This window comes from Nocardioides sp. zg-1230, from assembly GCF_013155335.1.
Classification (GTDB): Bacteria; Actinomycetota; Actinomycetes; order Propionibacteriales; family Nocardioidaceae; genus Nocardioides.
The window spans coordinates 95,927-116,948 of sequence record NZ_JABJQZ010000002.1 but is presented as its reverse complement, the minus strand read 5'-3'; the positions used below and the strand labels follow the sequence as shown (position 1 = coordinate 116,948).

25 protein-coding genes are annotated in these 21,022 nt (G+C 71.7%); 18 read left to right on the top strand and 7 right to left on the bottom strand.

Annotated features, from left to right (window positions below; all coding sequences use genetic code 11):
- Positions 1 to 19 precede the first annotated feature (19 nt).
- Positions 20 to 235, top strand: coding sequence for an amphi-Trp domain-containing protein (locus HOO61_RS08590; protein ID WP_172258317.1), 216 nt, complete (start codon positions 20 to 22; stop codon positions 233 to 235).
- Here HOO61_RS08590 and HOO61_RS08585 read toward each other — a convergent pair.
- Positions 225 to 1,112, bottom strand: a complete 888-nt coding sequence (locus tag HOO61_RS08585; RefSeq protein WP_172258316.1) for an alpha/beta fold hydrolase — start codon at positions 1,110 to 1,112, stop codon at positions 225 to 227. The genes HOO61_RS08590 and HOO61_RS08585 overlap by 11 nt on opposite strands.
- A 55-nt stretch (positions 1,113 to 1,167) precedes the next feature.
- Here HOO61_RS08585 and HOO61_RS24820 point away from each other — a divergent pair, with 55 nt between their 5' ends.
- From HOO61_RS24820 to HOO61_RS08570, 3 genes are all read left to right on the top strand, one after another.
- Positions 1,168 to 1,965: a DinB family protein gene (locus HOO61_RS24820; RefSeq protein ID WP_172258315.1), complete on the top strand. Its 798-nt coding sequence runs from the start codon at positions 1,168 to 1,170 to the stop codon at positions 1,963 to 1,965.
- A gap of 22 nt (positions 1,966 to 1,987) precedes the next feature.
- Positions 1,988 to 2,359 carry a hypothetical protein gene (locus tag HOO61_RS08575; RefSeq protein WP_172258314.1) on the top strand — a complete coding sequence of 124 codons (372 nt, stop codon included), beginning with the start codon at positions 1,988 to 1,990 and terminating at the stop codon, positions 2,357 to 2,359.
- 96 nt (positions 2,360 to 2,455) lie between these two features.
- Positions 2,456 to 4,042, top strand: coding sequence for a RecQ family ATP-dependent DNA helicase (locus tag HOO61_RS08570; protein ID WP_216658753.1), 1,587 nt, complete (start codon positions 2,456 to 2,458; stop codon positions 4,040 to 4,042).
- On the opposite strand, the gene HOO61_RS08565 is transcribed toward HOO61_RS08570, so the two are convergent.
- The gene (locus tag HOO61_RS08565) at positions 4,035 to 4,973 is read right to left on the bottom strand and encodes an NAD(P)/FAD-dependent oxidoreductase (protein ID WP_172258312.1); all 939 of its coding nucleotides are present in this window, start codon (positions 4,971 to 4,973) and stop codon (positions 4,035 to 4,037) included. The genes HOO61_RS08570 and HOO61_RS08565 overlap by 8 nt on opposite strands.
- Positions 4,970 to 6,205, bottom strand: coding sequence for an NAD(P)/FAD-dependent oxidoreductase (locus HOO61_RS08560; RefSeq protein WP_172258311.1), 1,236 nt, complete (start codon positions 6,203 to 6,205; stop codon positions 4,970 to 4,972). Before HOO61_RS08560 ends, HOO61_RS08565 begins: the two co-directional genes overlap by 4 nt.
- Before the next feature lie 121 nt (positions 6,206 to 6,326).
- On the opposite strand from HOO61_RS08560, the gene HOO61_RS08555 reads away from it, so the two are divergent.
- Positions 6,327 to 7,679 carry a hypothetical protein gene (locus HOO61_RS08555; RefSeq protein WP_172258310.1) on the top strand — a complete coding sequence of 451 codons (1,353 nt, stop codon included), beginning with the start codon at positions 6,327 to 6,329 and terminating at the stop codon, positions 7,677 to 7,679.
- Positions 7,680 to 7,817: 138 nt separating this feature from the next.
- On the top strand, positions 7,818 to 8,027 hold the full coding sequence (locus HOO61_RS08550) for a hypothetical protein (RefSeq protein WP_172258309.1): 210 nt from the start codon (positions 7,818 to 7,820) through the stop codon (positions 8,025 to 8,027).
- 47 nt (positions 8,028 to 8,074) lie between these two features.
- Here the strand turns inward: HOO61_RS08550 and HOO61_RS08545 are convergent, their stop codons facing one another.
- Positions 8,075 to 8,350: an excalibur calcium-binding domain-containing protein gene (locus HOO61_RS08545; protein ID WP_172258308.1), complete on the bottom strand. Its 276-nt coding sequence runs from the start codon at positions 8,348 to 8,350 to the stop codon at positions 8,075 to 8,077.
- Positions 8,351 to 8,658: 308 nt separating this feature from the next.
- Here HOO61_RS08545 and HOO61_RS08540 point away from each other — a divergent pair, with 308 nt between their 5' ends.
- The 5 genes from HOO61_RS08540 to HOO61_RS08520 all read left to right on the top strand — a co-directional run bounded on the left by HOO61_RS08540 (position 8,659) and on the right by HOO61_RS08520 (position 12,655).
- Positions 8,659 to 9,954, top strand: coding sequence for a DUF222 domain-containing protein (locus HOO61_RS08540; protein ID WP_367650084.1), 1,296 nt, complete (start codon positions 8,659 to 8,661; stop codon positions 9,952 to 9,954).
- 170 nt (positions 9,955 to 10,124) lie between these two features.
- Entirely contained in the window at positions 10,125 to 10,880 is a 756-nt protein-coding gene (locus HOO61_RS08535; RefSeq protein WP_172258307.1) for a DnaB-like helicase C-terminal domain-containing protein, read from the top strand.
- Positions 10,805 to 11,353, top strand: coding sequence for a DUF6308 family protein (locus HOO61_RS08530; RefSeq protein ID WP_172258806.1), 549 nt, complete (start codon positions 10,805 to 10,807; stop codon positions 11,351 to 11,353). Before HOO61_RS08535 ends, HOO61_RS08530 begins: the two co-directional genes overlap by 76 nt.
- Positions 11,354 to 11,483: 130 nt before the next feature.
- Positions 11,484 to 12,299 (top strand): phosphotransferase, encoded by an 816-nt coding sequence (locus HOO61_RS08525; RefSeq protein WP_367650083.1) that lies wholly within the window; start codon positions 11,484 to 11,486, stop codon positions 12,297 to 12,299.
- A gap of 38 nt (positions 12,300 to 12,337) precedes the next feature.
- The gene (locus HOO61_RS08520) at positions 12,338 to 12,655 is read left to right on the top strand and encodes a hypothetical protein (protein WP_172258305.1); all 318 of its coding nucleotides are present in this window, start codon (positions 12,338 to 12,340) and stop codon (positions 12,653 to 12,655) included.
- A 48-nt stretch (positions 12,656 to 12,703) separates the two neighbouring features.
- Here the strand turns inward: HOO61_RS08520 and HOO61_RS08515 are convergent, their stop codons facing one another.
- A complete protein-coding gene (locus HOO61_RS08515) occupies positions 12,704 to 13,147 on the bottom strand; it encodes a hypothetical protein (RefSeq protein ID WP_172258304.1) in 444 nt (147 codons plus the stop codon).
- 71 nt (positions 13,148 to 13,218) lie between these two features.
- Here HOO61_RS08515 and HOO61_RS08510 point away from each other — a divergent pair, with 71 nt between their 5' ends.
- From HOO61_RS08510 to HOO61_RS08500, 3 genes are all read left to right on the top strand, one after another.
- Positions 13,219 to 13,833: a maleylpyruvate isomerase N-terminal domain-containing protein gene (locus HOO61_RS08510; protein WP_172258303.1), complete on the top strand. Its 615-nt coding sequence runs from the start codon at positions 13,219 to 13,221 to the stop codon at positions 13,831 to 13,833.
- Between the two features lie 101 nt (positions 13,834 to 13,934).
- Positions 13,935 to 15,377: a glycoside hydrolase family 32 protein gene (locus HOO61_RS08505; RefSeq protein WP_216658751.1), complete on the top strand. Its 1,443-nt coding sequence runs from the start codon at positions 13,935 to 13,937 to the stop codon at positions 15,375 to 15,377.
- Positions 15,378 to 15,397: 20 nt separating this feature from the next.
- Complete coding sequence (locus HOO61_RS08500; RefSeq protein ID WP_172258302.1) at positions 15,398 to 15,796, top strand: HNH endonuclease; 399 nt, start codon at positions 15,398 to 15,400, stop codon at positions 15,794 to 15,796.
- Here HOO61_RS08500 and HOO61_RS08495 read toward each other — a convergent pair.
- Positions 15,756 to 16,037, bottom strand: a complete 282-nt coding sequence (locus tag HOO61_RS08495; RefSeq protein WP_172258301.1) for a hypothetical protein — start codon at positions 16,035 to 16,037, stop codon at positions 15,756 to 15,758. The two genes, HOO61_RS08500 and HOO61_RS08495, sit on opposite strands and share 41 nt — an antisense overlap.
- 54 nt (positions 16,038 to 16,091) lie before the next feature.
- Here HOO61_RS08495 and HOO61_RS08490 point away from each other — a divergent pair, with 54 nt between their 5' ends.
- The gene (locus HOO61_RS08490; protein ID WP_172258300.1) at positions 16,092 to 16,601 is read left to right on the top strand and encodes a metallophosphoesterase; all 510 of its coding nucleotides are present in this window, start codon (positions 16,092 to 16,094) and stop codon (positions 16,599 to 16,601) included.
- Here the strand turns inward: HOO61_RS08490 and HOO61_RS08485 are convergent.
- On the bottom strand, positions 16,561 to 17,097 hold the full coding sequence (locus HOO61_RS08485) for a DUF2243 domain-containing protein (protein WP_172258299.1): 537 nt from the start codon (positions 17,095 to 17,097) through the stop codon (positions 16,561 to 16,563). The two genes, HOO61_RS08490 and HOO61_RS08485, sit on opposite strands and share 41 nt — an antisense overlap.
- Positions 17,098 to 17,186: 89 nt before the next feature.
- On the opposite strand from HOO61_RS08485, the gene HOO61_RS08480 reads away from it, so the two are divergent.
- Genes HOO61_RS08480 through HOO61_RS08470 form a run of 3 tightly spaced genes read left to right on the top strand, consistent with a single transcriptional unit; the run spans position 17,187 to position 20,989 of the window.
- Positions 17,187 to 19,043: a long-chain fatty acid--CoA ligase gene (locus HOO61_RS08480; protein ID WP_172258298.1), complete on the top strand. Its 1,857-nt coding sequence runs from the start codon at positions 17,187 to 17,189 to the stop codon at positions 19,041 to 19,043.
- Positions 19,040 to 19,879, top strand: coding sequence for a glycerophosphodiester phosphodiesterase family protein (locus HOO61_RS08475; protein WP_172258297.1), 840 nt, complete (start codon positions 19,040 to 19,042; stop codon positions 19,877 to 19,879). The genes HOO61_RS08480 and HOO61_RS08475 overlap by 4 nt, the downstream gene beginning before the upstream one ends.
- A gap of 36 nt (positions 19,880 to 19,915) precedes the next feature.
- A complete protein-coding gene (locus HOO61_RS08470) occupies positions 19,916 to 20,989 on the top strand; it encodes a hypothetical protein (protein ID WP_172258296.1) in 1,074 nt (357 codons plus the stop codon).
- Positions 20,990 to 21,022: the final 33 nt, after the last annotated feature.

Below are 21,022 nucleotides of genomic sequence, written 5' to 3'. Positions count from 1 at the left end.
CAGTCGTTAGGTTCGGGGCATGGACCTCTTCGAGACGGACGACACCCAGACGATGACCCGCGAGGAGGCTGCTGCCCGGCTGCGTGCCCTCGCCGACTCGCTCGCCAAGCACAACTCCGTCGAGTTCTCCCGCGGAGGCGGCCGGGTCACGGTGGCCGTCCCCGACCAGGTGAACCTCAAGGTGGAGGTCGAGCTCGGCGACGACAACGAGATCGAGATCGAGCTCACCTGGTAGCCAGCACCTCGCGCAGCCGGGCGGCGAACTCGTCCGGCTTGCCCGTCTGGCCGTACTCGCCGCCCAGGAAGCCGTTGTGCCCGCCGGGGAAGACGACCGGCTCGACGCCCAGCTCACGCGCGACGGCGTGTCCGGCCCGGCCGGCGATCTCGCCGTCGTCGGGGCCACCCGACTCCTCCCCCACGCCCAGCACGACGCGGGTGGGAGCGGCACGGACCGCGTCGAGGTCGGGGACGCGGGAGCACCCCCCGCCCCGCATGTTGGCCATGAGGCCGTCGTCGCGCGTGCCGTCGTCCTCGGTGGGCAGGCCGAACACCGCCGGGTCCGGGACGGGTTCGTCGCCCGTCCACTCACCGCGGTGCATCACCAGGCTGATGAAGCGGGCCATCCCGGGTCCGATGCCGGCGGCGTCGTAGGCCGCCACCAGCTCGTCGCACGCCCGGACGATGGCGGCGCCGTCGGGCAGGAGCGGGGCCATCGGAGGCTCGTGCGCCACCAGGAGTCGTACGTCGTCTGGGTGCGCGGCGACGAGGAAGAGCGCGTTGACCGCGGCACCGGACGAGGCGAACAGGTCCACCGGGCCGACGCCGAGCGCCTCGACGAGCGCATGCAGGTCCTCGGCGTGCTGCTCGGGCGCGACGGCTGCGGCGTCGTTCTCACGCGTGCTCCGGCCCACGTTGCGCGGGTCGGTCAGCACCAGCACGCGGCCCTTGAGCCGGGACGCGAGGCTGCCGAAGCCGGTGCTGTCCATCGGCGATCCCGCCAGCACCAGCGGCGGGGACTCGGGCGTGGCGTCGGCGAGGTCGCCGACGACGTCGAAGGACAGGACGGCGCCGGGCACCGCGACGGTGCCGGGCGTGCGGGGAGCACCGGTCATGGCGCCATCATCGAACCGGTCGCGGATCGTCCGCAACGACCCCTAGCCTGCCCGGGTGACAGACTTCAGCGAGCAGGACCTCAGCGGCTCGACCTTCCGGCGGGTGGATCTCTCAGGCAGCACGTTCCGGGGCGCCGACATGAGCGGCCTGGACGTCCGCGAGGTCGACCTGAGCCGCAGCCGCGTGCGGGCGGCGTACTTCGACGGCGTCCGGATGACCGGCGTCGAGATCCCCGACATGGAGATCAGCGGCGAGGTGCTGCGCCTCGTGGTCAACGGGGTCGACGTCGTCCCGCTCGTGGAGGCCGAGCTCAACCGCCGGATGCCCGAGCGCGCGCTGATGGCGCCGACCGACGTCGCCGGCTTCCAGGAGGCGTTCGCCGTCCTCGACCGGCTGTGGGGCGAGACGATGGGACACGCCCGGACCGTGCCCGCCGAGCAGCTGCACGAGCAGGTCGACGGCGAGTGGTCGTTCATCGAGACCCTGCGCCACCTCGGGTTCGCCCACGCGTGCTGGGTGGGCGGCGTGGTGCTCGCCGACCCGTCCCCGTGGCACCCGCTCGACCTGCCCTGGGACGAGGCTCCCGCGCACGAGGGTGTGCCGTGGGCGCGACGGGTGCGGCCGGAGCTGCACGAGGTCATGGCCCTGCGTCGGCAGCGCCGCGCGACCGTCGCGGAGGTGCTCGACGGGCTCACCGACGCCGGGTTGGGTCGAGCGGTCTCATCCGCCACGCCGTTCCTCACCGACGCCACCGGGCTCACCGTCGCGGACTGCCTGCGCGTCGTCCTCAACGAGGAGTGGGAGCACCGGCTCTACGCCGAGCGTGACCTCGCGGTGCTGGCCGAACGCTGACCCGCTGCCGCACACTGGGCGGGTGAGCGACACCGAGACCCTGGGCGCACGGCTGGCCCACGCCATCGCCGCCAAGGACGAGTCCGCCCTGCGAGCCCTGCTCGCCGACGACGTCGACTTCCGGGGGCTGACCCCCGGGCGGACGTGGGAGGGCAGCGGCCCGGACGAGGTCGTGCAGACGGTGCTCGGCTCGTGGTTCGAGCCGCACGACGAGATCGAGCGGGTCGTCGACGTCACCGAGCGCGACGACGTGGCCGACACCTCGCACGTCAGCTACCGCTTCGACCTCCGCACGCCGGGCGGCTCGTTCGTCGCCGAGCAGCAGGCCTACTACCGGGGCGGGCAGACGATCGAGCACCTGCGGGTCATGTGCTCGGGCTTCCGCCCGAGGTGATGCAGGCCTCCTGACGTCCCGCTCATGGGCGTCACCTCCGCGGGGTACTCCTGCCGGGTGACGAACCCTCCCTCCCGATCCACACTGTCCGCGCGGGTGCGCGAGGCTGCCGAGCGATGGTTCGGACACCGGGAGCTGCTGCCCGGTCAGGAGGAGGCTGTGCAGGCGCTCCTCGACGGACGCGACGTGCTGCTCGTCGCACCCACCGGGGCCGGCAAGTCCCTGGCCTACCAGCTCGCCGGCATGCTGCTCGACGGCTGCACGGTCGTCGTCTCCCCGCTGCTCGCGCTGCAGCAGGACCAGGTGGCCTCGCTGGAGACGGTCGGTCTCAGCGCCGCGCGGTTGAGCTCGGCCGAGTCCGCCGAGGAGCGCGAGCGGATCCTCACCGCGGCGCGCGACGGCGACCTGCGCTTCCTCCTGCTCTCCCCCGAGCAGCTGGCCAATCCCGACGTGCTCGCGGACGTCGCCGCCCTCGAGCCGACGCTCGTCGCGGTCGACGAGGCGCACTGCGTCTCGTCGTGGGGACACGACTTCCGCCCCGACTACCTGCGGCTCGGCGAGCTGGTCCAGCAGCTCGGCTCGCCGCGGGTCATCGCCATGACCGCGACCGCCGCGCTGCCGACCCAGCAGGACATCGTCGACCGGCTCGCCCTGCGCGAGGCGCTCGTCGTGCTCACCGGGTTCGAGCGCGACAACATCGCGCTGACGGTGGAGCGCTTCTCCGACGCCGACGAGCAGCGCGAGCGGGTGCTGGCCATCGTCGACGAGCTGTCCCACGACCGCGGCAGCGGCGTCGTCTACTGCCGCACGCGCAAGGGCGCGGAGTCCGTCGCGGAGTCGCTCGTCGAGCGGGGCCACGACGCCGCGGCCTACCACGCCGGCCTCTCGCAGCGACGCCGCGACGAGGTGCACGAGACCTTCATGGCCGGCGACCTCCCGCTGGTCGCGGCGACGTCGGCCTTCGGCATGGGCGTCGACAAGCCCGACATCCGCTTCGTGGTGCACGCCGACGTCCCCGAGTCGCCGGACACCTACTGGCAGGAGGTCGGGCGGGCCGGCCGTGACCGCGCCGTCGCGACGGCGGTGCTGGCCTACCGGGCCGAGGACCTCTCGCTGGGACGCTTCTTCACCACCCCGATCCCGAAGCGAGCCGACGTACGCGCTGTCCTCCGCGCCATGGAGGCGACCGGCAGCGACGACCCCCGTGAGCTCGGCGAGCACCTCGACTTCGGGCCGCGGAAGGCCGGTCGGCTGGTCAACCTCGTGGGCCTGGCCCGCGAGGCCGGCGACCTCCCCGCCGACGCGGGCCTCGGCGCGATCGTCGACGCCGTCGTGGAGCGGGCCGAGGCACAGCGCAAGCTGGAGGGCTCGCGGGTGGAGATGATGCGCGCCTACGCCGAGACCGAGCGCTGCCGCAGCGCGTTCATGCTCGGCTACTTCGGCGCCGAGGTCCGAGACCGGTGCGGGATCTGCGACAACTGCGTGGCCGGCCTGGCGCCCGACGAGACCGCGGCGCCCGACGTTCCGTACGCCGTCCAGGCCACGGTGCGCCACGCCGAGTTCGGCCTCGGCACCGTCACCGACGTCGAGGAGGACCGGATCACCGTGCTCTTCGAGGACGAGGGCTACCGCACCCTGGCTCTCGACCTGGTCGAGGAGCGAGGGCTGCTCGAGGTCACCTGAGCCGGTCCGCCAGCGCGCGCCCGAGGCGTACGCCGGAGAGCCAGGCGGTCTCGACTTTGGGTGTCTCGCCCCACCCGTCGCCGCAGGCGCCGACGAGACGGTCGCCCTCGACGAGGGCGTAGGACTCCTCGCGTCGACCCGTCGGGCGGGCGAAGGTCCAGCGGTGCACATGGACGTCCTCGGGCTCCCCGACGTCGAGCAGCCGCCGGACGGCGTCGAGCACCGCGGGCACCGCTCCGGCCGGGTCGTCGAGGTGGCGCGCGGCACGCCCGGGTGTCGAGTGGGCGACGAGGACCGGGGCGTCGTCGCCGCGGCGCCGGCCGTCGTCGGCGATCCAGGCGACGTCGGGGTCGTCGTTGACGAAGGCGCCGTCGAAACGGCCGGTCGGGCTCGCTCCGTCCCACGTGCGGTCGGCCCACCACGCGGCGACGGCGATGACGGGCTCCCACGCGCGGTCGAGGACGTCCGCCACGGGATGGTCACCGACGAGCCGGCGGGCCTGGGGGTCGGGCATGGCGAGGACGACGGCGTCCGCCTCGAGCTCGTCCAGCGACCCGACCTCCCGCCGTTCGACGGTGAGGTCGGCTGCGAGGTCCTCGACCAACGACCGCAGGCCGCGGGGCGCTCCCCAGCGCACGGGGCCGTCCTTGCTGTCGGCGCGGCCATCTCCCAGCGCCGTGAAGGTGTCGGTCCACTCGCGGGCGAGGCCGCGGGCTGCCCAGTCGTCGACGACGGCCGCGAACCCCGGGTCGCTCACGGTGAGGTAGGACGCGCCCAGGTCGACCCGGCGGTCCCACAAGGTGCGGGCCGCCATGCGACCGCCGGGGACGCGACCCCGATCGAGGACCACGGCGTCGACGCCGCCCGCGCGGAGCTCGCGCGCGCAGGCCACCCCCGAGAGGCCGGCTCCGACGACGACCACCCGCCTCATCGGCGCCCCTCCAGCAGTGCGTCCGCCGCACGCTGGCCGCTGACGAGCGCGCCCTGGATCGATCCGGTGTCGCGGTGGTCGCCGCACACGACCACGTCTCCGTGCCGCACCGGTCGGGTCGCACTGAAGGGCGCCGGCTGCGCCGGGAGGGCGTGCGGCACCTCGTGGCGCACGACGACCTCCCACCGGGTCGGATCGACCCCGAGGAGGTCGCCGGCGTGGCGCCGCATCTCGTCCGTGTCGGGTGCCCCACTCGGCCCGAGCAGCGCCGAGCCCTGCACGAGGTACCGGCCCGGTGGGGCGTACGACGGTGCGGCGCGCGAGACGACCGCCGCGTTGACGAGCGGACCCACGGGCGTTTGCCGCGCGTCGACATGGAGCAGGTCGGTGTCGGGAGCCGTCGGGGCCGACCACCAGACGGTGACGACGCCCTTGGTCGGCGGGACCGGGACACCGGTCAGCTCGGCCGCCTCGGGCGCACCGGTGGCGACGACGACGTGGTCGGCAGCCCACGTGCCGTCGTCGGTCTGGACCGACGTACCGGTGACGCGACGCACCGGCTGCCCCAGTCGCACCCGGTCGCCGAGCGTCGCGGCGAGCTGCTCGGGCAGCGCCTGCATGCCGTCCCGCGGCAGCGCCGGGACCCCGCGGACGAACATCCAGGTGAGCAGCAGGGCGAAGCGGTCGGCGGTCGTGCCGTCGTCCTCGAGCAGCACCCCGGCGAAGAACCGGTCGACCACCCGTCGCAGCAACCCGTCCACGCCGGCCCCGTCCAGCGCCGTACGCCGGTCCACGTCGGCGCGGCGCTCCAGCACGTCGGACAGCTCGGTGGTGCGCCTGGGTCGGAGCAGCGGGGCCGCCCAGCGCGCCAGGGCGGCGACCTCCTTCGGTCGCCGGGCTGCGGTGCGCAACGTGGCCGGGACCAGGGCCGGGCTGCGGAGCGGGTGGCCCAGCACGTCCATGCCGTTCTCGGTGCGGGCGGCCACCCCCGCGCCGAACGGCTGCAGGTGGAGGGCGTCGACGTCGACCCACCGGCGTACGGCTGGGTAGGCGGGGTTGAGCAGCTGGAAGCCGCGGTCGACGAGGAACCCGTCGACGCGGTCGGTGCGGATCCGGCCGCCGACCCCGTCGGAGGCCTCGAGGACCACGACGTCGCGTCCGGCCCCGGCCAGCACCTGCGCACATCGCAGCCCGGCCAGCCCGGCGCCCACGACCACCACGTCGGCTCTCATGCGGTGACCCTAGGTGAGCACGCCAACGAGGGCTGCGTGCGACTTCCCGTCCGTCCCGGCCCTACCGGGACTGCCGCCCCGTGCGTGCGGCCCGCGCCCCGCCCATCCTGAGGACATGACGGTGTCCGACATCCCAGGCGCCGGGCGCCGCGCGACCCCCGCCGAGCTCCGGGTCCCCATCGTGATGGTGCTGGTAACGACCTTGCTCGTGGGCTGCAACGTCGGCGGGGCGGGGTCGCCCGGGGGCGCGGGCTCGACCGGGTCCTCCCCCGATCCCTCGACGGCGACGGCGTCGGAGGACTCGTCGTCCGGCACGTCGCCGAGGCCGATGGCGCAGCACCGGCTCGACAAGCTGGCGCACCTCCTCGAGCGGGTCGAGGTCCTCAACCGCGTCCCTCCCGACTTCGAGCTCAGGGACGTCGACTACACCTCCCCCAACGACGCCGTCGCCTACTTCGTGGCCCCGGGGATCAACGACCGAGGAACGATCATCGCCACCACCGACGACAACTGGGCCCACGCCGCGCGCATCCGCATCAGCGACGAGCTCGCCGACCTCGTCGACTACGCGCCACTCGGCCGCGGTGCCGTCGCCATCAAGGCGCAGGACCAGTACCCAACCCGGATGTACCCGCCGTTCGTCCTCTACCCGGACGGCGACACCAAGCCACTGCGAGTCACCGACCGTCGAATGCCCGACGACGACACCGAGGTGGTCGGCAGGGCAGTCCACGACCTCCTGTTCTACTACCGCGACGAGAGGTCCCCCGGCCTCTGGGCCGCCGACGTCGAGGCGGCTGTGGTCTTTCCGATCGCTCGGTCGCCGAACGGTGTCGTCCACCAACACCTCCCGGGACGCGACCGCACCCTGATGAACGTCCTGGAGTACCGGCGCGGCATCGCAGGTGGAGTCTGGCGTTACGAGACCTCTCCCGACGACGGTCGTTCGTGGCACCGCACGGACGTGAGCCTTCCGCTCGGACACATGAACCTGCACTGGTACACCGACGTCACCACGCATGCGGTCGGGCCCGGACGCCGGCAGGCGATCGCGATGTCGCACGCCTGGGAGGACCTCCCGCTCTACATGTGGGAGCTGTGGTGGACCGACGACGAGAAGGAGTTCCGTCGTGTCAGGCTGCCGCGGGACCGGTTGCGCTTCGGCGGCATGGCGTTCGCATCGGACGGCGCGCTGCTGATCGCCGAGGTGGGAGGCTCGGACCACTACTGCGACCAGCTCACCTGCAACCGCCCCGGCCGCATCTGGCGACTGGCCTCCGGCGACGCCGTGCCGGAGCTGCTGCCGAGCGCTCCGCCGCTGTTCGGCCCCTTCTGGGCCGTCGGCATCCGCTTCTCGGGCGGACTGATCGTGGCGCGCACCGGGATGCGCACGATCGCGGTCTCGAAGGACGGCTACGTCTGGACGGACGTCACGCCCGGCCGGCGGGACCTCGAACGGCGTCGACCCGGCTGAGCGAACCAGGTCTCACCGGGCCGGCAGGGCCATTCGGTTCCCCTGCGTGATGACGTCCGGCACTCCCTCGCGCCTCCATGCACACGGAGTCTGGGAGACAGGCGGAGCGTCCGTCAGTCACGAGGAACGGGGACAGACATGCACACCACCATCACTGCGTCAGCGGGCCTGCTCCTCGCAGGGCTCCTCGTGGCGCTCGGCTCCGTCACGGGCCCAGCCTCTGCCAGCACGGGGCAGGACTTCAGCCACCACGTGCGCGACTGCCAGCAGGCCATGGGCTTCGACGGCGCGATGAACCCGGGAATGCACCAGGGACTTTCCGGCTGGAGTCCCGACCACGTGTGCTGAGCGATGGAACGGCCTGTCCCACCGGACTTCCGACCGGCGAACCCGGATCAGTTCTCGCAGGCGGTGCCGTCCTTGTCGCGGTCGAGCCTGCGGTAGTTGGTCCAGTAGACCTGCACGGCGAGCTTGGTGGTGGCGGGACGGGAGTAGCCGTCGCGCACGGCCTTGGCAGCTGCGACAGGACCCTTGGCGACGCCGTTGGGCCACTTGGCCGTCAGCGCGTCGCAGGAGCGGAAGGACGGGGCCGCGGCTTCGGCCGGGGACAGCACCACGAGTGGCGCCGTGACAGCGAGCGCCACGAGCGCTCCACGGAAGGTCTTGATCATGTCGGGACCGTACGTCCGACACACGTCGCTCCGCAGCGAAAGCAGAGGAGTGCCTGAACCGGTCGACTCGTGCCGGATCCGGTATGGAGCGCCCCAAGCGTCTCTGCCCGTGGGCGCGGAGAAGCCTCCTGGTGAGATTCGGGCGTGCGAACACCCTTGCGAATAGTACTCATGGCGGATAGACTATCCGTGAACTCCTGGATGGGGGTGTGCTACGAGGGCCTCGGCCCAGTTGGCGTCCTGGTGACGACCCGTTGACCTGCCGCACGCGCGTGCGGCCTGTGAATCGTCGTCGAAGGAGGCCGCTCGTGACCCGTCACCTGATCATCGCTGCTGCCTCCGACGTCCGTGCGTCGCTCAAGGCCGTTGCCGACGCGAACCCGACGTTCATGACGACACAGGAGAAGGCGACGGCGCTGGTCCAGCTGGCCGCCGCCGAGGCCCAGCTGGGCGAGCTGCGGTTGCGGATCCTCGCCGACGCCGGCGACCTCGCCGAGACGACCGCAGCCAAGGATGCCGCCGCGTGGTTGGCGCGGCAGACCCGCACGCCGTACGCCGACGCCCGCGCCGACCTGCGCCTCGCGACCGCGCTGGACCGTGACCGTCCCGTCTTGGCCGCGGCGATGCGCGACGGCGCCGCGTCCCTGGCTCAGGCGCGCGTCATTGACCGCGCTCTGCGCAACCTGCCCGCGGCCGTGGATGCCGAGACCGTGGCGCTGGCTGAGAAGCACCTCGTCGACCACGCGGGCGAGTTCGGCCCCAAGGAGCTGGGGAGGATCGGGCGCCGGATCCTCGACGTCGTCGCCCCCGAGATCGCCGAGGCCGCCGAGGCTCAGCGGCTGGCCGACCTCGAAGCCCACGCGGCCGACAAGACCCGCCTCACCATGCGACGCCTCGGCGACGGCACCACCCGCATCTCCTCCCGCGTCCCCGACTCCGCCGCGACCCGGTTCGCCACCTACCTGGAAGCGTTCACCAACCCCCGCGTCGAGCGCGAGGTGCAACCACCAGCTGACACCTCGCTCGCGGGAGACGCGACGGCCCACGACCCGGTCGCGCGGATGGCCTACCCCAAGCGGATGGGCCAGGCGTTCGTCCAGCTCCTCGAGAGCCTCGACCCCACCCGGCTGCCCGTGCACGGGGGCGACGCCACCACGGTCGTCGTCACCATCGACCTCGAGTCGCTGAAGGCGAGGCTCGCCACTGCTGACCTCGTCGGTGCCGGGCTCGTCCCCGGCGACGAGCTCACCGGCGATGCCATCACCGCCGCCCAGGCCCGACGCCTGGCCTGCAGTGCGAAGATCCTGCCCGCCGTCCTCGGCGGCGCCAGCCTGCCCCTCGACCTCGGCCGCGTCCGCCGCCTCTTCACCCCCGCTCAACGCAAGGCCCTGCTGATTCGCGACCAGACCTGTCGGGCCGAAGGCTGCGACACGCCTGGCACCTGGTGCGAAGCCCACCACCTCGACCCTTGGACCACGGGCGGACCTACCGATCTCGACAACGGCATCCTGCTCTGCAGTCACCACCACCACCGCGCCCACGACACCAGCTACCGCACCGACCGCCTCCCCAGCGGCGACCTCCGCTTCCACCCACGCAGATAGGCCGAAGGAAGGTACGGCGTCACGGGCCCAGGCTCTAGCCAGGCCCAGGCTCTAGCCACGCGAGTGGTGGCTCGGAGGCGCTGCACACCGCCGCTTCAGCGCATCTATCGAGATCGATCGACCTGTCAGTCCGCCAAGCGATGTCGGTGCTTCGGGGCAGCATGCGCCCTATGGTCTCCGTGGTCCAAGCGTTGCAGCTCTTGGAAGTAGCGCGCGCCGGACGCCACGAATCGAGGACCACAGGATTCTCGGCGCTGGACGAATCCACTGGAGGATTCGATCTCGGACAGTGCTGGATCGTGGTTGGAACCCCCGGCCAGGGGCGCAGCGCACTAGCTGCTCAATGGTCCTGGTTGCTGGCCAGCCAACACGACTTCACTACGGAGTTGGCCTCGACGAGGGAGCCGGTGACCCGTACTGCGGCCCGCCTCGCAGCGTTGGTCGCGAAAGTCCCGATGAGTCACTTCGGTCATCGCGGGTTGTCGGGACATGATCCGGAGAAGCTGCGCATAGTCGGCCCGAGGCTGGAGTCCGCGCCCCTCTCGATAGTTGGGCCGGGCGATCTTTCGATGGCCGACGTGGACGTGGATGGGCTGTCGACTTCGCAGGTGCTCGTCGTGGACGATGCTCACCAATCGAGCGGAACGTTTCCGCGACGAATAGTCGAGCTCACCGCTCGCGGGCACCTCGTCGTCTTGACGCTCCCCCGCGATCGAGTTGTATCCGAGGCGGGAATCGATCCGATGTGGGCCGACGTCGCGGACTTCATCCTCGACATCGATCGCCCCGACCTCCTCGAGCGCACCTCATTGCGACCTGGCGAAGCTGACCTCCACCTCGTGCGCAACCGCTGGGGACCGACTCAGTCTCACTTGGTCGCCTTTCAAGGGCACTACTCGCGATTCGTCGATATGGCCCATGGCTGAACTCGAACGGTGGAAGGGTCGATGACCTAGTCGCCGTCAGCCTGCTATCAGTGGACGTTCCTCCAGCCGCCGCCATCGGCTTGCTCGACACAAGCGCGGCGGAGTTCAGTCGGCTCCTGACCGAGCTCGGCAGTGATCGCGACCTGGCGGAGGAAACTCAACCGTGGAGTGATGACTGGGCGGGATGGAGACTTTGGACCGAGCTGATGGCGCTACCAGGCGTAGGCGCCACAACTGCAAGCAAGCTCCTGGCTCGGAAACGACCCCGTCTGCGCCCCATCTATGACTCGGTAGTCGCGACCGTGATCGATTCCCACGACATCTGGGAGCCCCTACGGCGGCTCCTCACCGAGCAGAACGACATCCATCTGCGCCTCCTGCACCTGAGAGAGCAAGCCGGCCTCACGGACGCCGTCACAGCACTCCGTGTCTTCGACGTGATCGCATGGATGGAAGGCAAGGGCGCTAGCTGAGGCAGTGCCCACGACAGCGGATGCGTCACGTCGCCGTATGTCGGCGATCCCCCAAACCTCGGACCTTCCGCACATCCAGTCCTGCAGAACTCGATGGTGAGCTGTCGGCCACCCATGTGAAGGTGCAGTCGTGGCGAACGACGAGGCGCGGAGCCGAGCGGCAGAAGCGAATGACCATTTCCGTCCGGTGGAATTCTCTGGCGAGACAGTCGTCCGACCAGCAGGGCCTCAGAGCCGAACGGAGCATGCGTTCTTGCGCCATCGTCGCGAGAAGGGCTTGGATTGTGTCCCCGAACCGCTGTCGCTGGACGAAGAGCTCGAGGTGCTCGGATACATCGCTGGAGAGAGCGGCGGGGACGGGTGGAAGCACCAGCACGACGAGCGGGGCCTGCGTTCGGCAGCACGACTGCTCCGACGCATCCACGACGCCGCCGCTGACTGGGTTCCGCCGCAGGGCCGGGTCTTTGCCGCGCCCGCGACCGCTGCAGGCGGCGACGTGTTCGTCCACGGCGACCCCGGGCCATGGAACTTTGTATGGCGAGACGGAGAGGCGGTGGCGCTCCTCGACTGGGACTTCCTGCACCGTGCACGACGACTGGACGACGTGGCGTACGCCCTGCTGTGGATCGCCCCGGTGCGCGACGATGGAGCGTCTCTGGAGTGGCATCACTTCCCGCAGGGGCCCGACCGTCGCGCCCGCATCGACGCCTTCCTCGCGGCCTACGGGATGGGGGCCGACTTCGACGTGGCTGACGTCGTCATCCGACGCCGTCACGCGACCATCGAGCACGTCCGCTCATTGGTCGCCCAAGGGGTGGAACCTCAGAAGACCTGGGTCGCTGAGGGAAGCCTCGAGGAAGAGAAGGCGGAGATCAGTTGGATCGAAGCGAACAGGGCGCTCTTCGATCCACTGACGTGTGCACCGGACACCTCAGCCGGTGCCTAGGCTGGGGCAGCCATCCCCCAGCAGGAACCGAGGTCCGCGTGCCCGCCAGCCGTTCCGCCCGACAGAGGAAGGCCAGCGCCGAGGCAGGAGCGCTGGCCGAGGTCCGCATCGACGTGAGCCCCGACAACTCCTTCGCCTACAAGATCTCGTGCACGGAGTGCGATGTCCCGCGACCCGGGACCGGCACCCGCGCCTGGAGCACGCGCCGGCCGGGCGAGGACAACGGCTACATGGCCGCGATGGACCGATGGATCCTGCACCTCACGTCCAAGCACCCGGACGTCGAAGCGCCCTGCCTGAGCTACCTGTCCCAGGCGCGCGCACGTCTTCAGGAGCGACGCGACGCCCGAGACTGAGGAGCCTGCCCGCCCCTCCACACGGCCGATCCTGCTGCTGCCGGGAGCTCAGTCCTGCTTGTCCTCAGCCAGGTCGAGAGAGTGCAGCAGCGTGTGTTGCACCTTGGTCCACTGAGCGCTCCAGGCCTGGAGCGGCACCAGGGAACGCTCCAGGACCTCCAGCTGGTCGTCCAGGACGGCCAGCTCAGCCGTGATGGCCTGGATGGTCAGCCTCTTGGCACGGATCTCCTTCAGGACGATCTCGAGCTCGGCTCCCACCTGCGGCGCCGACTCGACCGCTTGGCGCATGGAGACGAGCATGCGGTTGGCCGAGGAGAGGACTGGCTCCGGGACGACAGCCTGCGCGCCCGCCCCTCCGGCCCGGGCGATCTGCTCCACCAGCATTCGCGTGCTGCTCAGGAACTGATCCGTCGCCGAGTGCACGAGGCCCCTGTGCTCCTGCTGCGGCTCGTCGTGGGACCCATCGTCCCCCGCGCTGGCGTCCTGGTCCATGACTCCATTGTGGCGTACGAGCCGCCCGCGTGCGATGCGTCGGAGCGCCGCGGCGTCGTAGCCTCGAGAACGTGAACGCCCGGTGGCCGACCTCCCAGCAGGCGTTCGCCGACGCCGCGGAGTGGTTCGTCGCGACCACCACGCTGGTCGACGGCAGGTGGGACGCACCCGGGCTGGGTGAGTGGGACGTGCGCAGCCTGGCCGGCCACACGAGTCGCGCGCTGCTGACCGTGGAGACCTACCTCGGTCGGCCCGCAGAGGTCGCCGAGGTCGACTCGGCCGCTGCGTACTACGGAGCGACCCGGGCGCTCGCCGCCGGCCCGGGCGTGGCGGAACGCGGTCGCGAGGCAGGGTCAGCACTGGGTGCGGATCCTGTCGCCACGGTGGCAGCGATCGCCGCCCGGGTGCTGCCCCTGGTCGCTGCCTGCGACGGCACCGAGGTGGTCACCACGATCGCCGGCGGGATGCGACTGAGCGACTACCTGCCGACGCGCACGTTCGAGCTCGTGGTGCACACCGCGGACCTTGCAGCGGCGATCGGCGTACCGTCCGAGCCGCCAGCGGTTCCCGCTGCGCAGGCGCTCGAGCTGGTCGCGGACCTCGCCGTCGAGCAACGGGCCGCGGGCCCGCTCCTGCGTGCCGTGACCGGTCGGGAGGGACTGCCGCCGGGCTTCTCCGTGCTGTGAACGTGGCCCGCCCGGGGACCCGTTGCCCGGGGGAAGGCTCCCGCGCGAGAATCGGATGATGGACCGAGACCCGGTTCCTCTATGCCACCCAGGAGCCCTTCGTGTCCGACGCGGCCATGCGGCCCACCTTCCACTTCACCCCCGCCCGCAACTGGATGAACGACCCCAACGGTCTCGTCTGGCACGACGGGGAGTACCACCTGTTCTTCCAGTACAACCCGCAGGGCAGCGGGTGGGGCAACATGTCCTGGGGGCACGCGGTCAGCCGCGACCTCCTCCACTGGGAGGAGCTCCCGGTCGCCCTGGAGCACACGCCCACCGAGGCCGTCTTCTCCGGCAGCGTCGTGGTCGATCGTGCCGACACCTCAGGTCTCGGCGGCGACGACGCCCCAGCGATGGTGGCGATCTACACCAGCCACGACCTCCTCACCGGGCACCAGGGGCAGTCGGTCGCGTGGAGCACCGACAGCGGACGGACGTGGACGCGCCACCCGAAGAACCCGGTGCTCGAGATCGGCTCCACCGACTTCCGGGACCCCAAGGTGTGGTGGTACGCCGAGGGCGGCTGCTGGGTGATGGTGGTCGCGCTCTCGACCGAGCGCGTCGTACGCCTGTACCGCTCCGACGACCTGCTCGCCTGGACCCACCTCAGCGACTTCGGACCGGCCGGTTCGGTCGACGGCGTCTGGGAGTGCCCCGACCTCTTCACGGTGGCCGTCGACGGGGATCCCGCCCGCACGCGCTGGCTGCTGGTCGTGAGCGTGCAGGAGGGCGCGCCCGCCGGGGGGTCGGGCACGCAGTACTTCGTGGGCGACTTCGACGGCACCACCTTCGCGGCCGATCCGTCGGACGGGAGTGTGTCGTGGGTCGATCACGGTGCCGACTACTACGCCGCGGTCTCGTTCAACGACGAGCCGCACGGCCGCCGGCTGCTCGTCGCCTGGATGAGCAACTGGGACTACGCCAGGGACGTCCCCACGCGTCCGCACCGTGGCGCGATGTCGACGCCCCGGGCGTACGAGCTGCGCACCCGTGGCGACCGGCTCGTCCTGGCGCAGACGCCGGTGGTCGAAGGTCTTCCGGGCCCGGTGCGCCTGGCCGAATCGCAGGACGTGCACGACGGTGTGCATCCCCTTCCCGAGGAGTTCCGGGCCACCAGCACCGTGCTCACCCTGGAGCTGGATCCCGGCACGGCATCCCGGTGCGGCCTCCACGTGCGTGCCGGGGAACGCGAGCGCACCGTGGTCGGGTACGACGCCGCTCGGCGCGCGCTCTACGTCGACCGGACCACCTCGGGAGACACCGACTTCCATCCCGGCTTCGGCGCCGTCCACACCGCTCCGCTCGAGCTCGACGCCGACGCCGCACTGGTGCTCGAGGTCCACGTCGACGCGACGTCGGTCGAGGTCTACGCCGACGGTGGACGTGTCGTGATCACCGACCAGGTGTTCCCCTCACCCGGCAGCGACGGCATCGCGCTCTTCGCCGAGGGCGGCACCGCCCACCTGCGCCACCTGACGAGCACGCCGGTCGAGCGAGGGTGACGCACCCCTACCCTGAGCCCATGCCTCCCACCCGCACCCGCCGCGCCAGGGCTGCGAAGAAGCGGCAGCGGCGGATGGCGGCGGTCGAGCACGACCTGAGCCCGGGCGAGTGGACGGCGCTGCAGGAGGCGTGGGGCGGGTGCGCCTACTGCGGTGCGACGGGCACGCCGGTGCAGAAGGACTGCGTGCTGCCCATCTCGCGGGGCGGTCGCTACACGCTGCTCAACGTCGTGCCCGCGTGCGCCTCGTGCAACGCGAGCAAGTGCAACGACGAGGTGACCGGGTGGCTGCGCCGCAAGCGGCTAGACGAGCGCGCGTTCCTGACCCGGCTCGCGGCGGTGCAGGCGGAGCTGCGGCAGCCGGTCGAGGCGCAGGCGCCTACAGCGGAGTGTCCGCCGGCACCACCCGCAGCACGCTGAGCGTGCCGGCCTCGCGGCCCACGACGACCTTCACCCCGTCGAGCCGCTCGAGCGAGTCGCGTACGTCGTCGACCTCGAGGCGGGTGTCGACGGCGATGTCGGCGTCGCGGACCGGCACCGCCGCCTCCGGCCAGTCGGCCGAGTCGACCTCGAAGGGGTCGAAGTCGGTCTGGGCCGCCGACCACAGCTGCAGCGCGGACTCGGCGACGATGTCGTCGGTGGTGGGCTGATCGGGGGTCATGCGTCGAAGGTACCCACCTGGGTGCAGGTTGACCGGCGCCGGTTGACTGACCGGATGGCCACCCGACTCCTGCTCCTGGCGGACACCCACCTCCCCAAGCGGGCCCGCAACCTGCCCGCCGAGGTGTGGCGGGCGGTCGAGGAGGCCGACCTCGTCGTGCACGCGGGCGACTGGGTCGACGTACGCCTCCTCGACGAGCTCGAGGCGCGTTCCGCCAGGCTGGTCGCGTGCTGGGGCAACAACGACCACGGCGAGCTGCGCGAGCGCCTGCCCGAGGTCGCGCGCGTCGAGGTCGAGGGACTCCGCCTCGGGGTGGTCCACGAGACCGGGCAGGCGAAGGGCCGCGAGGAGCGCATGAGCAGGGAGTACGCCGACCTCGACGTGCTCGTGTTCGGCCACAGCCACATCCCGTGGGACACCGTCACCACGACCGGGCTGCGGCTGCTCAACCCCGGCTCCCCCACCGACCGCCGGCGCCAGCCGCACTGCACCTACCTGACCGCGACGGCCGAGGACGGCGGGCTCAGCGACGTGGTGCTGCACCGGCTCCCGCCACGGGCGTAGGCGCCCACCCGCCGTCGTCGAGCGAACGGGAGCCCGCCCGCATCACCACCCAACCCAGCGCGACGAGGGCCGCACCGATCGCGAGGAAGCCCAGGTCCCACGCCAGGGGGCCGCCGAGGTCGTCGCGCACGTGGTGCACGCCGAGCAGCTGGTGGTCCAGGAGTCCCTCGACGACGTTGAACCCGCCCCACCCGGCCAGCAGCCCGCCGACGTGGAAGCGCCAGCTCGGTGGCAGCCGGCCCTGGCGCCACTGCACGAGCGTGACGACCGACGCCCCCACCACGACGAACCACGTGATGAGGTGGAAGAAGCCGTCGGCCAACGTGTTGACCTCCAGCCCCGCCACGGTCGTGACGGGGTGGTCGGCGGTGGCGCTGACCATGTGGTGCCACTGGAGGATCTGGTGCAGCACGATCCCGTCGACGAACCCGCCCAGCCCGACGCCGTACATCAGGCTCGCCGCGGCGGACGGGGGCTCTCCCACAGTCGTCGTCATGGGCCAGTACCCATGGCCCTAGCCAGCACACGCTCGGCACTCCATGATGTGACCCCCGCCACAGGACCGACCCACCCGAGGAGCCGGAGATGACCGCGACCGAGACACACCCCGACGTGCTGGCAGTGCGCGAGGAGTACGAGGCCCGCATCCTCGGCCTCCACATGCCGGCCACGGTGCGGCAGGCCGCGGAGAAGTACGGCGACCAGCCCGCCTTCTCCGACCGGTTCGACGTGCCCGAAGGGGAGACCTGGTCGACCATCACCTGGGCCGAGACGTGGGAGCTGACCCGCCGGGTGGCCGCCGCCCTGATCGACCTGGGCGTCGAGCCCGGCGACCCGGTGGCGATCATGGCCGCCAACCGCACCGCGCACACGCTGGCCGACTACGGCGCCATGACCGCGGCCGCGGTGCCGATGTCGATCTACAACACCCTCGCCCAGGACCAGGTCGCCTTCATCGCAGGAGAGTCACGGCCCGTCGTGGTCGTGCTGGAGGACCACGACCGCTACCAACGCTGGGAGAAGGCGCTCGACGAGGTCGACTCGATCCGCCACGTCGTGATGCTGGCCGACGCCGACCGCGTCGACGACCCGCGCGTGATGACCTGGGACGACCTCCTCGCCCGCGGCGAGGACACCGGTGCGGTCGACGAGCGCATGGAGCGGATCACGCCGGACCTGCCGGCGACGTTCCTCTACACCTCCGGCACGACCGGCAACCCCAAGGGCGTCGTGCTCACCCACCACAACGTCATGTACGAGGCGGTCTCCACGCTCGACGCCGGCGGCCTGCACGGCCCGCAGCGCACGATCAGCTACCTGCCGCTCGCGCACATCGCCGAGCGGATCCTGGCGACGTACGCTCCCCCGTTCCTGGGCAGCCACGTGCACGCGATCCCCGACCCCGCCGGGCTCCTCGGCGCGCTCGGCGAGGTGCACCCGACGGCGTTCTTCGGCGTGCCGCGCGTGTGGGAGAAGATCAAGACCGGCATCTCGGCCAAGCTCGCCGAGGACCCCGACCCCGCCAACCAGAAGCTCGTCACCGACGCGATGGCCGCCGGGCTCGCGTGGACGCAGGCCCACGAGTACGGCAACGAGATGACGCCGGAGGTCGAGGAGGCCTACGCGAAGGCCGATGAGGCGATCCTCGGCTTCCTGCGCCTGCTGCTCGGTCTCGACCAGGTGAAGTGGGCCGCGAGCGCCGCCGCGCCGATGCCGCTGGAGGTCGCCAAGTTCATGGGCGGCCTCGGCCTGCGGGTGTACGACGTCTACGGCATGACCGAGACGACCGGGGCCTTCACCTCCAACGGACCCGACGCGTTCAAGCTGGGGACGGTCGGGCGCCCCAACCCCGGCATCGAGGTGCGGCTCGACGAGGACGGCGAGATCCTGTGCCGCGGGCCGGTCAACACGCCGGGCTACTACAAGCAGGAGGGGGCCACCCGCAACCTCATCGACGCCGACGGCTGGATCCGCACGGGCGACATCGGCACGGTCGACGAGGACGGCTTCTACTCCGTCGTGGACCGCAAGAAGGAGCTCATCATCACCTCGTCGGGCAAGAACATCGCCCCCTCCAACATCGAGAACTACCTCAAGGAGTCGCCGATCGTCGGCCACGCGATGGCCCTCGGCGACGACCGCTCCTACGTCGTCGCGATCCTCACCCTCGACGGGGAGATCGCCCCGCACGTGGCCGCGAAGATGGGCATCGAGTTCACCGACCTGGCCGACCTGTCGCAGAAGCCCGAGATCCGCGCGATGGCTCAGGCCGCCGTCGACGAGGCCAACGAGCGCCTCTCCCGCCCCGAGCAGGTGAAGGCCTGGGAGCTGCTGCCCGACGAGTGGACGGCGGAGTCCGAGGAGCTCACGCCGACGCTCAAGCTGAAGCGCCGCGTCGTGAGGACCAAGTACTCCGACGTGGTGGACAAGCTCTACACGTGACGTTCGACCTGCAAGCCCACCGCGGCGGCGCCGGGCTCTGGCCCGAGAACACCCTCGAGGCCTTCGGTCGCGCCCTCGCACTGGGGGTCACCACCCTCGAGCTCGACGTCCACCTCACCGCCGAGGACGACGTCGTGGTCCACCACGACCCGACCGTCCGCGGCGAGCTGGCCGACGCGAGGCGCATCCGGGAGCTGACCCGTCGCGACCTGCCGCCGACGATGCCGCTGCTGCGGCAGGTCGCCGCGCTGCTCGACGAGCGCGGGGCGGACCCCGTGCGGGTCAACCTGGAGGTCAAGTACGACGCCCTCGACGCCAGCGGCCTGACCAGCCGCGAGGCCTTCGTCGAGCGGGTCGTCGATGCGCTGCGCATCGACGGCCTGGTCCCGCGCACCAGCATCCAGTGCTTCGACTGGGGCGTCCTCGACCGCGTCGGCGAGGCCGAGCCGGGCCTCGCGCGGAACCTGCTCGTGTCGCCGAAGTACCTCCGCGACACCGAGGGGTCCCCCTCGCCGTGGTTCGACGGGCTCGCGGTCGCCGACGACTTCATCGCCACCGCGGCCCAGCAGGGCTTCACGGCGATCTCGCCGATCCACGGCTCGCCCTTCCGCTCCGGCGTGGCCGACCCCGACTACACCCCCTTCACGACCGCGGCGCTCGTCGAGGCGGCCCACGGCGCCGGGCTCGCGGTCGTCCCCTACGTCGTGGACGACGAGCCCACCATGCGCCACCTCGTGCGGCTGGGCGTCGACGGGCTGATCACCAACCGTCCCGACCTGCTGCGGGAGGTCCTCGCGTCCGAGGGTCTCGAGCTGCCGGAATCCTTCCCCGGCTGAGGGCAACCCCGGGGCAGTGCGATGCGTCTCCCATGCATGAAGACCCTGCCTCGGGCGATCCTCCTCGCCGCGACCGCCGTCGCGCTCTCCGTCTCCCTCGCCGTCTCCCTCGCCGCGACGACGCAGGCGAGTCCGGCGACGTCGACGTTGGGGAAGGCGGCACGCACCGTCCTCGACGTCTCCGACCTCGAGCAGGGCGCGCCTCCCGCGATCGCGTGGTCCGAGCGACGGTCCGGCCGCACCGTCATCCACGGCGTCGGCGGCACGAGGACGCCGGCGCCCAACAGGCTCGACCAGTTCGCGCCGATGGGGTCGGGCCACGTCGTGCAGACCATCGGCCGCGGTGCGACCACCCGCTGGATCGCCGCCGACGGCACGCCCGGCCGCGGCGAGTGGCGCACCGGCTACGGCCTCGCCGTCTCCCCGAAGGGCGAGGTCGTCGCGTTCGCCGGCCGCGCCGGCCGGGTGTGGACGATCGACCAGGAGGGCGACCGCGTGTTCCGCTACCACCGCCCGCCGGTCACCGGCACCGCCCACGCGGCCGCGGTCACCGGCGAGAACTGCAAGGAGGCCGAGGGCGACCCCGGCGTCGGCTGCTCGATCGCCGTCAACGGGCCGCACCGCGCCTTCTACACGTCGTCGCACGGCATCGTCGACACGATCCCCCACCTGCGCCAGACCGACACCGGCCGCGGTCGCTGGCTCGGCGGCCTCACCTCGGCCTCCGACTTCGGCTCGTGCAGCGCGATGCTCCGCAGCTGGCGGGTGAGGTGGCGCACCTGCGACAACCAGCTCTCCGACATCTCGACCGACAACCGCCACGTCCTCGGCACCCCGGCGTACGCCGACGGCTTCGGCCCCGGCGCGCTCGACGTCCTCGCGACCGCTGACGGCTCCGTGGTCCACTCCTTCACCCCCCGCCGCGGCGGCGGCTCGGCGACGTACTTCGACGAGGCCTGGGAGGACGCCGAGCACGTGCTCGTCGTGACCTACCAGGACGGCGAGTGGGCGGTGGTCCGGCTCGGGATCGACGGGTCCATGGAGTACGCCGTCGCGCCGCGCCGCGGGTCGATGGACACCTGGTCCCCGTTCCAGCTCCAGACCCGCTGAGCCGCGCGCCCGGGGCCCTCCCTGTCTAGACCT